General features: G+C 50.1%; 10 protein-coding genes. 9 read left to right on the top strand and 1 reads right to left on the bottom strand.

Going from position 1 to position 12,177, the window contains the following annotated elements:
* Positions 1-57 precede the first annotated feature (57 nt).
* The 7 genes from BUB30_RS10235 (at position 58) to BUB30_RS10205 (ending at position 8,837) form a co-directional block, all read left to right on the top strand.
* Entirely contained in the window at positions 58-753 is a 696-nt protein-coding gene (locus BUB30_RS10235) for an NADPH-dependent F420 reductase (RefSeq protein ID WP_262485790.1), read from the top strand.
* A 93-nt stretch (positions 754-846) separates the two neighbouring features.
* Positions 847-1,215 (top strand): ester cyclase, encoded by a 369-nt coding sequence (locus BUB30_RS10230; RefSeq protein WP_143164847.1) that lies wholly within the window; start codon positions 847-849, stop codon positions 1,213-1,215.
* An 18-nt stretch (positions 1,216-1,233) separates the two neighbouring features.
* Positions 1,234-1,905, top strand: a complete 672-nt coding sequence (locus tag BUB30_RS10225) for a hypothetical protein (RefSeq protein WP_073133336.1) — start codon at positions 1,234-1,236, stop codon at positions 1,903-1,905.
* A 514-nt stretch (positions 1,906-2,419) separates the two neighbouring features.
* Positions 2,420-2,845 (top strand): hypothetical protein, encoded by a 426-nt coding sequence (locus BUB30_RS10220; RefSeq protein ID WP_073133334.1) that lies wholly within the window; start codon positions 2,420-2,422, stop codon positions 2,843-2,845.
* Between the two features lie 170 nt (positions 2,846-3,015).
* A complete protein-coding gene (locus BUB30_RS10215) occupies positions 3,016-4,104 on the top strand; it encodes an efflux RND transporter periplasmic adaptor subunit (protein WP_073133332.1) in 1,089 nt (362 codons plus the stop codon).
* A 25-nt stretch (positions 4,105-4,129) separates the two neighbouring features.
* A complete protein-coding gene (locus BUB30_RS10210; RefSeq protein ID WP_084138006.1) occupies positions 4,130-7,405 on the top strand; it encodes an efflux RND transporter permease subunit in 3,276 nt (1,091 codons plus the stop codon).
* On the top strand, positions 7,395-8,837 hold the full coding sequence (locus BUB30_RS10205) for a TolC family protein (protein WP_073133330.1): 1,443 nt from the start codon (positions 7,395-7,397) through the stop codon (positions 8,835-8,837). The genes BUB30_RS10210 and BUB30_RS10205 overlap by 11 nt, the downstream gene beginning before the upstream one ends.
* Positions 8,838-8,913: 76 nt before the next feature.
* On the opposite strand, the gene BUB30_RS10200 is transcribed toward BUB30_RS10205, so the two are convergent.
* Entirely contained in the window at positions 8,914-9,282 is a 369-nt protein-coding gene (locus BUB30_RS10200) for a nuclear transport factor 2 family protein (RefSeq protein WP_073133328.1), read from the bottom strand.
* Between the two features lie 120 nt (positions 9,283-9,402).
* Between BUB30_RS10200 and BUB30_RS10195 the strand changes: the two genes are divergently transcribed.
* Both BUB30_RS10195 and BUB30_RS10190 read left to right on the top strand, forming a co-directional pair.
* A complete protein-coding gene (locus tag BUB30_RS10195; protein WP_073133326.1) occupies positions 9,403-10,383 on the top strand; it encodes a GlxA family transcriptional regulator in 981 nt (326 codons plus the stop codon).
* A 184-nt stretch (positions 10,384-10,567) separates the two neighbouring features.
* Entirely contained in the window at positions 10,568-12,085 is a 1,518-nt protein-coding gene (locus tag BUB30_RS10190) for a M81 family metallopeptidase (RefSeq protein ID WP_245804092.1), read from the top strand.
* Positions 12,086-12,177: the final 92 nt, after the last annotated feature.

Here is a 12,177-nt window from a genome sequence, read left to right as displayed (position 1 = left end):
GTCAACGCGCTTTCTTAACCTTGATCATTGGGCGACCGTGCAGGGTGTTGTTGCTTTGTGTCATCAATCACAAACAGCAACATTAAAAAATTTAAAATTATGTCAACCAACACATCAAAAATTGCCGTCATCGGCCTGGGACACATTGGCAAAGTAGTGGCTACCAATTTGATCAAGGGAAACCGGCCCGTGATCGTCGCCAGCCGGAAAATTCAGGATGCAAGATCATTTGCCCAGCAAGCCGGAAAATTAGCAACGGCCCTGGAAGTTTCCGACGCGATAAAAGAAGCCGACATTGTTGTTTTGGCCGTGGCGTTTGGGACCATCAAGGAGTTGTTGAGCAGCCGGGGTTCGGAGTTTAAGGGCAAGATCATTGTCGATCCTTCCAATCCCATTGCTCCCGACGGTAATGGAGGATTCAAGAAGATCGTTGGCGAAAAGGAATCTGCAGGAGAGATCATCGCGGGGTTGTTGCCGGCCGGTGCAAAACTGGTGAAGGCTTTGGGCACCTTAAGCGCAGGCTCGCTGTCGGCTGCCGCCTGGAAAAAGCCCGATGCCGCCGTCTTGTTCTATGCGTCGGATGACGCGGGTGTTAGTGGCAAGATCGAGGAATTGATTACCGACAGCGGCTTTGATCCCGTGCATGTTGGGGGCATTGATCAGTCCATCCGCATTGAGGTTTTTGGAGACCTTCATGAATTCGGCGCGCTCGGTAAAGTCGTCACGTTAGCCGAAGTAGGGGCAAAAGTTTAGAATGCTTGGGTCTGATTTAAAGAACAAACTACAGGGTAAAAAAATGATGTCAACAGAAAAAAATAAACTCGTCATGAACCGTTTCGTTGAGTCATCAATACGGCCGACGAAAATTTGGCGGAGGAACTCATTAGCGTGAATGCAAAATTCCATGTTCCCGGGCGACCCGAGCCCATGCAGGGCCCGGCAGGATATCTGGCGATCATTGGCATGATGAGAAGCGGTTTCCCGGATATTCAATGGACATTGGAAGAGACCATTGTTGAGGGTGATAAAGTTGCGGCTCGTTTCGTGATGCGCGGCACGCACCGGGGATCTTTTTTTGGTGTTCCCCCCACCGGGAAATCAATTGCTGTGCAGGCCATGAACTTCTATCGTCTTTCGAATGGACAGTTTATTGAAGAGCATGGCATGCCCGATATGATGGGATTGATGCAACAAATCGGCGGCTTACCTGCGTAAAACTTCTTCTGCTATGAAATGAAGGCCTTTTCTCTGATTACATTGGTTTGTTGCGCGCTCTGCTCCATGAGGCTGAGCGCGCAAACCTTCCCCTTCACGAAAGACAAACTGGTTGGCGTCAACGTGTCGATGTCTGTCGAGACGTTGAAGAACCGAAGGGTTGTGAGGGTGACAAAAGATTCGGTTGTCAAAGAAGTTGATGAACCTACCTTTGTCAGGCTGAACGGGGTGGCGTTCAAGGACGGCGTGATCGAGGTGATGGTGCTCAGCAAACTCCAGGCAAATGCACCTGAACTTGCGCGTGGCTTTATTGGAGTGGCTTTTCGGATCAATGAGGATCATTCAAAATTTGAGTGCATCTATATCCGCCCTGCGAATGGAAGAGACAGCAATCAAGTGAGGAGGAATCATTCGATACAATACTTCTCTTATCCCGACTACAAATTTAGCCGGCTCCGCAAGGAGGCCCCGGAACAGTATGAGTCCTATGCCGATATGGGGCTAAATGAATGGATCAAATTGAAGATCGTTGTAAAAGGTCAGCAGGCAAGGTTATTTATAAATGGCAGCAAAGAACCCGCTCTCATAGTGAACGACCTAAAGCATGGCGCCGGGCACTCGGGAGCCATTGGCTTATGGGTCGATGTGGGGACGGAGGGCTTTTTTTCAGACCTCAAAATTTTAAGGTAGCGGGTATACCTCTGCCGAAGCCACCCAGGCTCGAGACACTCTCTGCCTCTAAACCTTAAGAATTCCTTAAGGTCGTTGTGGTTATGTCCGGCAACGTTGTCACAACAATAGTCGACTTCCTCTCTTCATCGTCGGACTGATCTCCTGCCCTTGGGACTTGGGTGTTCGATAGCTGCCGGCCCCGAACTTCCCGGTGATCAATTGTTTTTTGTGACCAAAGGGGTCTCAGATCATCTAAACAGCGCTTGGTTCAGGGCGGCATTCCGAGTGCTCCTTCACGAACGATAGCTTTTGGGGCATCCCGGGCATTTCAAACGATTACATATCGTCGCCCTCATGGTTGTGCTATCGGCTGGTCGCGTTGGGGGAGAGATGACGGCAGGCCTGAGGCCAAAATCAAAAGACAAAAAGTGATTACAATGCGCTCGTTTGCGTGTACCACACAAATAAGTATTTGCCCCGAGTGGAATAAGTATTTGCCCGGATAGGCAACTTTATATAAGTTTGCGGTTTGATGAAAAGGATCATCGTTAAGTTTCTTCTTTGCTTGTGTCTCCTCTTGGCGGGGGGATATGGTCAGTTGCACGCTTTTGCGTCCAATGACTGTGTTTGCTTCTCGCCGTTAAAGGTGACCAAGAAGTCGGAAGCGGCTAACTTTTGTCCTGTTCAAAATCGTCCCGCCACGTTTTTCATCCAGTCGGCTTCCACCGGCAAGGAAAATCCGGTCTATCGAATGGAGGTCGCGGAAAAGGAAGCCGAGGAATATGAGTCGGCCTCTTCCAAGAAACACCACGAGATCAGCAACTACTTCACCACGCGCTTTGATGCCCAGGCCGTCGAAAATCTCTTCGGCGACTTAAAATGCTTGCCCTTTGGCAAACATTCCTCGTTCATGTCCTCCTACAGGTGCCATTTGGTGCTGCAGGTATTCCGGATCTGATCCAGAACCGGCGTAGGGCAATTTTCAGATTGCCCAACCTTCAACCGGCTGTTTTTATTGCTCTTCATTCTCTGACATTACGCTAAACAGGATGGGCAAGAGTATTGTTACACACACACCGTCTAAGAAATAACCGTCAACAAAATCATATTGTTTAAAAGCAGATTATTATGCTGAGAATTTTCATGTTCACGTTTCTAGGCTTGGCCGCCTTATTGTGCCAAACCGGCTGTCATTCTAAAAAAGAAGAAGCACACGAAGAAACCAAGTTTTTAATTACCAATCCGTTGCGAAAAGACACCTTAGTGATCCGGCAGTATGTGTGCCAGATCCGTGCAATCCAGCATATCGAAATGCGGGCGTTGGAAAGAGGGTATCTGCAGAAAATTTTCGTAGACGAAGGACAGCATGTGAAAGCCGGACAGCAGATGTTCCAGATCATGCCGTTGCTCTATCAGGCCGAACTGCAGAAATCAGAGGCCGAGGCAAACTTCGCCCAGATCGAATATCAGAACACCAAGCAACTTGCCGACAGCAATGTGGTGTCGCCAAATGAATTGGCCATGTCCAAAGCGAAGCTCGACAAGGCAAAAGCAGAGCTGTCGCTGTCGCAAACTCACTTGCAATTCACACACATCAATGCTCCCTTCAGTGGCATCATGGATCACTTCCAGGTGCGGCTCGGAAGTCTTGTGGATGAGGGCGATTTGCTCACCACGCTGTCGGACAACAGCAAAATGTGGGTTTATTTCAATGTGCCCGAAGCCGAATACCTGGACTATAAAATGAAGGCGAAGAAAGACAGCGTGATGCGCGTTGAGCTGATCATGGCCAATCAGCAGCTGTTCGATCATTCCGGCCTGGTCCAGACCATTGAAGCGGACTTTAACAATGAAACCGGGAACATCGCTTTCCGGGCAACCTTCCCCAATCCGGATGGACTGCTCAGACACGGCGAAACGGGTAACGTACAAATCAAACGACCACTTAAAAATGCGTTGCTGATCCCTCAGAAGGCCACCTTCGAAGTGTTGGAAAAGAAATATGTCTATGTGGTCGATAAAGACGGCGTGGTGAAATCAAGAGAAATTACCATCGCAGCCGAATTGCCACACATTTTTGTAGTTCAGAGTGGTCTGAACGAAAATGACAGGATCCTGCTGGAAGGATTGCGCCAGGTGCGTGAGAATGAGAAAATAAGCGCCACTTTCGTGAAGCCTGACTCTGTCATTTCGCATTTAGAGTTGTATGCTGAATAATCCATTATCCTAAAAAGCAAAAGACATGTTTAGTAAGTTCATACGCCGACCGGTATTTGCTATTGTGATATCGGTCATAATCGTCTTTGTGGGGATACTGGCTATCAAGAAGCTGCCGATCTCTCAGTTCCCGGACATCGCTCCGACTACGGTAAACATATTTATCGCTTACCCAGGGTCGAGTGCCGACGTGTTGGTGAAGTCAACACTCATCACATTGGAGCAGGCCATCAACGGTGTACAAGACATGCGCTACATCGCTACCGATGCCACCAGCGCGGGGGAGGCTACGCTGCGCATCATCTTTGAGCCCGGCACCGATCCAAACGACGCCGTGATCCGGGTGAAGACCCGGGTTGACCAGGTGATGCCGCTCTTGCCCGAATTGGTGCAACGCGAAGGGGTAATCATCACCCCCATCCAGCCGAGTATGTTGATGTACGTCAACCTCTACTCCAAGGAAAAGAGCATGGACGAAAAATTCCTGTTCAACTACGCCACGGTGAAGATGATCCCCGAGATCCAGCGGACACGGGGTGTTGCCCGGGCGCAGATCCTCGGTAGCCGGCGTTATGCCATGCGCGTTTGGTTGAATCCCGAACGCATGCGGGCGTATAAGATCTCGGTGGAAGATGTGATGCACGCCATCGGCGAGCAAAGTATCATCGGGCGCCCTGGCCGGATCGGTCAAAGTTCCGGTATCGCGGCCCAGTCGCTGGAGTATGTGCTCACCTACAAAGGACGATATAACAAGCCGGAAGAATACGAAGGTATTATCATCCGCGCCAATCCCGAAGGCGAAAGCATTCACCTCCGCGACATCGCGACAGTGGAGTTGGGTAGTGAATTCTTTGACATCTACTCCAACCTCGACGGCAAGGCCTCGGCCGCCATCGTGTTGAAGCAAAACTATGGTAGTAATGCCAGCGATGTAATTGAAGAAGTAAAGAAGAAACTTGAGGTCATGAAGGAGTCCTTTCCTCCCGGAATGGATTATAAGATCAGCTACGACGTTTCCCAGTTCCTCGATGCCTCCATCGAACAGGTAATTGAAACGTTGCGCGACGCTTTTATCCTGGTGGCCATCGTGGTGTTTATATTCCTCGGTGACTGGCGCTCTACGCTGATCCCCATCCTCGCCGTTCCGGTGTCGTTGATCGGGGCGTTTTTCGTCATCCAGTTTTTTGGACTCTCCATCAACCTGGTAACGCTCTTTGCGCTCGTGTTGGCGATCGGTATTGTGGTGGACGACGCGATTGTGGTGGTGGAAGCGGTGCACGCCAAGTTTGAGGAGGAGCCGCACATCAGTCCATACAATGCCGTTAAAAAAGTATTGAGCGAAATCAGCGGCGCCATCATCGCGATCACCATGGTCATGGTGTCGGTGTTTGTGCCGATCTCCTTTATGTCGGGTCCGGTGGGTACCTTCTACCGCCAGTTCTCGATCACCATGGCGAGCTCGATCGTGATCTCGGCGTTGATCGCCTTGACGCTGACCCCGGTGTTGTGCGCGATGATGTTGAAAAATCACCACGGACATCCGAAGAAGAAAAACATCCTCACCAAAGGACTCGATGTTTTCAACAGTGCTTTCGAGAAACTGACCGGACGCTACGTGGGTATCCTGCGATTGATCGTGAACCGAAGACTGGTGACGTTTGTCATCTTGTTGGGCTTTTGCGCGGGGATCTACTACGAGAACAAAGTTGTTCCTTCCGGGTTTATTCCGAACGAGGATCAGGGTACCATTTATGCCATCATCCAGACACCTCCCGGATCGACGCTTGAAAAAACGAACCAGGTCTCTCAAAAACTTCAGAAAATTTGCGAAGAGATCGATGGAGTGGAATCGGTATCTTCTTTGGCCGGTTATGAGATCATGACAGAAGGACGGGGATCGAATGCCGGTACCTGTTTGATCAACCTCAAGAATTGGTCGGATCGTCACCACACGGTGAAAGAGATCATGGAAGAGCTGGAAGAGAAGACGCGAGGCCTGGGTGCCATCGTGGAATTCTTTGAACCGCCGGCTATCCCGGGCTTTGGTACATCGGGTGGTTTCTCGATGCGTTTGTTGGATAAGACGACGGATACCGACTACCATGAGTTCGATAAGATCAACAAAGATTTCATGGATAAGCTGGGCAAGCGCAAAGAGCTCACCGGTTTGTTCACCTTCTTCGCGGCCAACTATCCGCAATACGAACTCGAAATTGATAATAACCTGGCCATGCAAAAGGGCGTGTCGATCGGAAAAGCGATGGACAACCTCAACATCTTGATTGGTAGTACGTATGAGCAAGGCTTCATCAAGTTCAACCAGTTCTTCAAGGTGTATGTGCAGTCCGATCCGAAATTCAGAAGACTGCCGTCCGACCTGCTGAACCTTTTTGTGAAGAACGACCAGGGAGAAATGGTGCCCTATTCCGCCTTCATGAAACTCAAAAAAGGTCAGGGTCCCAACGAGATCACCCGTTTCAATTTGTATAATTCAGCGGCCATCCAAGGTCTGCCCGCGAAGGGCTACACCACGGCCGAGGCCATCCAGGCGATCCGGGAAGTATCGAAGAGCTTGCCCAAAGGATACGACATCGCCTTTGAAGGTTTGTCGTATGACGAATCGATCCGTGGAAATGAAGCCCTGTATGTGTTCCTGATCGTACTCTTGTTTGTGTACTTCGTGTTGGCGGCACAATATGAAAGCTTTATCATCCCCTTGGCGGTGGTGCTTTCGCTGCCCGTCGGGGTGTTTGGTTCGTTTTTGATGCTCAAGTTAATGGGGTTGGAAAACAACATTTATGCGCAGATCGGTTTGATCATGTTGGTGGGTCTGTTAGGTAAGAACGCCGTGCTGATCGTGGAATTTGCTGTCCAAAAACGGCAGCAGGGAGAGACCATTCTGAACGCGGCGATTGAAGGCGCGAGAGTGCGTTTCCGTCCTATCCTCATGACATCGTTCGCCTTTGTGGCAGGTTTGATACCTTTGATCATTGCCACGGGTGCCGGCGCCATTGGTAACCGCACCATTGGTTCATCGGCCCTGGGAGGTATGTTATTCGGAACGATCTTCGGTGTGATCGTCATCCCGGGATTGTACTTCATCTTTGGCAGCCTGGCCGATGGTCGTCACCTCATCAAACATGAAGACGATGATTCGTTGACCGAAAACCTGGTTCACCAACTGGATAGTTTTCCGAAGGCCGATGACAGAGACAACGATCCGCTAACCGAAAATCTGGTTCACCAACTCGATAGTTTCCCGAAACCCGATGAAAAAGACAACCATGACAATGGCCACTAAAAGAATATTGAATTACGTAACCACGGGTTGTATTGTCATCCTGGTTACCGCTTGCAGTTTACCGTCTTCTTTGGTTGAGAAGAATGAAAATAAAAAAACGCCAGAGGGTTATAAGAACAGTAACCCGCAGGATACGGTGAACACCGCAAAAGTAAACTGGAAAGAATTTTTCACCGATCCGAATCTGGTTGGACTCATTGATACGGCGCTGCACAACAATCAGGAGTACAACATCGTGTTGCAGGAAATCAACATCGCCCGAAACGAAGTGAGGGCCCGAAAAGGAGAGTATCTGCCGTTTGTGGGCATCGGCGCAAGTGCCGGTGTTGAAAAACCTGGTCAGTACACCACGCAAGGTGCAGTGGAGGAGAACCTGAACATTAAGGAAGACACGCGTTTTCCGGAACCGCTGCCGAATTATGCATTGGGATTGAATGCCTCCTGGGAAGTGGACATCTGGAGAAAACTGAGGAATGCAAAGAAGGCCGCCGTGTATCGCTACCTGTCTACGACAGAAGGCAGGAACTTCCTGGTCACCAACCTGATTGCCGAGATCGCGAATTCCTATTACGAGCTGATGGCGTTGGATAACCGGTTGGAAATTCTGAAAAGAAACATCGAGATCCAGACGAACGCCCTCGAGATCGTGCGGATGGAGAAGCAAGCCGCGAAAGTGACCGAATTGGCGGTGCGCAGGTTTGAGGCCGAAGTGCTCAAAAATAGAAGCCACCTGTTTGACATCCAGCAGTCGATCACCGAAACGGAGAACAGAATTAATTTTCTGGTGGGGAGATTCCCGCAGCACATCGCCAGGAACTCTCAGACCTTCACCGATCTGCCTTTGGATTCTATTCACGCCGGCATTCCATCGCAGCTGTTGCAAAACCGCACCGATATCCGCCAGGCTGAATTCGATCTGGCAGCGGCCAAGATCAACATAAAAGTTGCCAAGGCTAATTTTTATCCATCGCTGCACATCAGCGCGGGTGTGGGATACGAGGCTTTTAATACCAAGTACCTGATCACCACGCCGCAGTCACTGCTCTACACCGTGGCGGGCGACCTGATGCAGCCCCTGATCAACCGGAATGCGATCAAAGCTTACTACTACACGGCTACCTCGAAGCAGATTCAGGCCGTGTACAACTACGAACGCACGGTGCTGAACGCCTACATTGAAGTGGCCAATCAGCTGTCGAATATTCGTAACCTGTCAAGAAGTTATGATCTCCAATCCCAGCAGGTGGCGGCACTGACACAGTCGATCGACATATCCGTGCGTCTGTTCAGATCGGCCCGTGCTGACTATATGGAAGTATTGCTAACCCAACGCGATGCCCTGGACTCAAAATTTGAACTGATTGAAACCAAAAAGCAGCAGTTGAATGCCAAGGTTGATGTCTACCGGGCATTGGGCGGCGGATGGAATTGATGTGAAGTTTTAAAAAGGGAGCCTTCAAAGTTCATGGACTTTGAAGGCTTTTTTATTTATGACCGTATGATTCGATTTATACTTTCAAAAATTTCTGAAAGCCTTCGGTATCAAAGAAAATGGTGAGCGCATCCAGTTTCCCATTTTTTACGCGCCATAGTTCAGCAACGTTCGCGTTGAGACTTTTGCCGTTGGGAAACACATAGTCATAGTTGGCCAGCACGAACGCACCGTCTCCCGACGTGAAGATCTCTTTCGGACGCATGTCGGTGAAAAGCGCGCCGAACCGTTTAATGATTTCGATGTAGGCGGGCTTGCCCACGATCGGTTCGGTCTTCGTCATATCGCCCCCGATAAATTTAAAATCATCGGCAATGGTCGTCTCCCAACCCTGTTTTTTTGCAAGGCCTTTGTAGTAGGTGTCGAGCAGTTCTTTGGTGTTCATGGCGTTTACTTTTTTACAAAATTACAGTCGTGTTTTAAAGGATCAGGGGTGCTGGATGGACATTGTGATGGGTTGATTTGGACAAGCCCCTTTTTTATCTTTAAGTACAACATCAATCCTATGAAACAGCTCACCATTCTCGTCCCGAATGGATACCACAACCTCAGCAGCGTTGTGGGCTCCTATGAAGTGTTCCTGAAGGCGAATGCGTTTTATCAAAGCCTGGGGCGAAAACCCGTATTCAAAATAACGCTGGCCAGCACGTCGAAAACGGTGAAATTGCACGACAACCTGTTTGCCATAAGACCACACCTGCAGATTGCCGCGATCACCCGCACGGACCTGATCATTATCCCCGCCGTGCGTCCCGACTTCGCGAAGAGCATCCGGCAAATCCATACACTGAACCACTGGCTGATCGAAATGCATGAAAAGGGGGCTGAGATTGCCAGCATTTGCACGGGCGCTTTTCTCCTGGCCTCCACCGGCTTGCTGGAGAGCAAGAGTTGCTCTACGCATTGGATGGCCGCCGATGAATTCAGACACATGTTTCCCGGCGTAAATCTGGGTACCGACAAACTGATCACCGATGAAGATGGCATCTACACCAACGGCGGCGCCTTTTCATTTTTGAACCTGCTGCTTTACCTGGTCGAAAAATATTACGACCGGCAGACAGCGATCTATTGCTCAAAGATCTTTCAGGTCGACATCGACCGGCAGAGTCAATCGCCATTCACCATTTTCTCCACGCAGAAGAAGCACGGCGATGAGGTGGTGAAAAAAGCACAAGTACATATTGAAAGTAAACTAGGGGAGAAGATCTCCATGGAAGACCTGTCCTCGAAGCTCAACGTGAGCCGGCGGAATTTTGACAGGCGCTTTATAAAAGCAACCGGCAACACGCCGGTGGAATATTTGCAACGGGCCAAGATCGAGGCGGCCAAGAAGGCGTTGGAGACAAGCCGCAAAAATGTGAACGAGGTCATGTACGATGTGGGCTATTCAGATGTCAAGGCATTTCGGGAAGTATTTAGAAAGATCACGGGAATGTCACCCCTGGACTACAGGAACAAGTATAACAAGGAGGCGGCGATTTGAGAATCAGCGTAGGAAGGAGGGGCATGGACTTCAAAAGCTTTTGGTATTTTTTAAGGGAACGATGTAAAAATAGAGCGGATCAAATAATAGGCATTGGCGGAAAGCAAATTGATCTATATATTGACTGGAAAGGTATACCCCCATGAAAAAAATATTCTTATGTCTGTTCGCGGCCCTGGTCGGCATGACCATGATCCATTGCAGCAACCCACCCAAGAAACTTCCCCGGATTGCCATTGCAGGCCTGGCCATTGAGTCCAGCACATTTTCGCCGGCGCAGACGCTCGAAGCGGCCTTTCATGCCAAGGTGGGGGATACTATTTTATCATCGTATTCATTTTTGGCGGCCGATTCGCTCGATCGCAAGAGAGCGCAATGGTTTCCAACCTTGATCGGACGCGCGTTGCCGGGAGGCGTAGTGACACGGGAGGCCTATGAGTCTTTAGTAAAGCAAACCTTGGAGTTGTTGAAAAAAGACCTTCCCTATGATGGCTTGTTCTTCGACATTCATGGCGCCATGAGCGTAGTGGGTCTTGACGATCCGGAAGGCGACATGATTGTGCGCATCCGGGAAGTGGTTGGAAACGAAACGGTCATTTCGACGTCCATGGATTTACATGGAAATGTTTCCTGGCGGCTTGCCCAAAATAGCGACCTGATCACGTGCTACCGGATGGCGCCACACGAAGATGCCGTGCAATCCGACAAGCGGGCGGTCGATAACTTATTATCGAGAATCGAAAGCGGCAAAGGGAAGCCAGCCTACAAAGCCTATATCGCTGTACCCATTTTGTTGCCCGGGGAAAAGACGAGCACCCGCGTTGATCCCGGAAAGAGCTTATATGCACAGGTGGCACCCGCCGCTTCACAGCCGGGCGTAACCGACGCGGCGATCTGGATCGGCTATGCCTGGGCAGATGAACCCCGCAACCACGCGGTCGTGATGGTGATGGGCGACGACAAAGCGAACGTGACCAAAGCCGCCGAGGGTCTTGCGAAAAGTTTTTGGAACGTCAGAAAAGAATTTGCATTCATAGCGCCTACCGCTTCCCTAAAAGAAGCCTTGGACAAAGCCGTGGTCAGGGATAAACATCCCTTTATGATCAGCGACATGGGCGACAACCCCACGGCCGGCGGAGCAGGCGATGTTAGCTGGACGTTGAATGAGATCCTGAAACGCCCCGAGTTCAAAACCGAAAAAGGTCCTTCGCTGATCTATGCCTCTCTGCCCGGACCGGAGCTTGTAGAGAAAGCGATTCAAGCTGGGGTGGGAGGAAAAGTGGACGGCTATGCGGGCGCGGCGATTGATTCACGGTTCTCACCTCCTGTGCGATTAACAGGCATTGTAAAATCCATCGAACAGGGCGACGAGCATGCCGAAACCGAAGTGGTCGTGAAAGTGGGGAGCGTAAATGTGATCGTCACCAAAAAACGCAAGCCCTATCACCGGGAAGTAGATTTTACAAGACTGGGCCTGGACCCACGGAAGACCGATATCGTGGTGGTGAAACTCGGCTACCTCGTGCCGGAACTCTACGACATGCGCGCCGACTGGATCATGGCGTTGACACCCGGTGGTGTTGACCAGGATCTTGAACGATTGCCCTTCAAAAGAATCGAACGCCCCATGTTTCCGTTCGACAAAGATATGGCTGACCCCGATCTCAGTGCTAAACTGGTTCCGTTGTCTGGCGCGCAGTAATACGATAACTTGCATTAGAAAAGAAAGCACCCGGAAAGGTGCTTTTTTTGTTTTCCCATTTGTTTTGTTTGTATTTGCAAAGACGCTTCACC

It is taken from the genome of Chryseolinea serpens, from assembly GCF_900129725.1.
GTDB lineage: Bacteria > Bacteroidota > Bacteroidia > Cytophagales > Cyclobacteriaceae > Chryseolinea > Chryseolinea serpens.
Note: the sequence above shows the minus strand (reverse complement) of the source record. Positions and strands in the feature narration are given on the sequence as shown.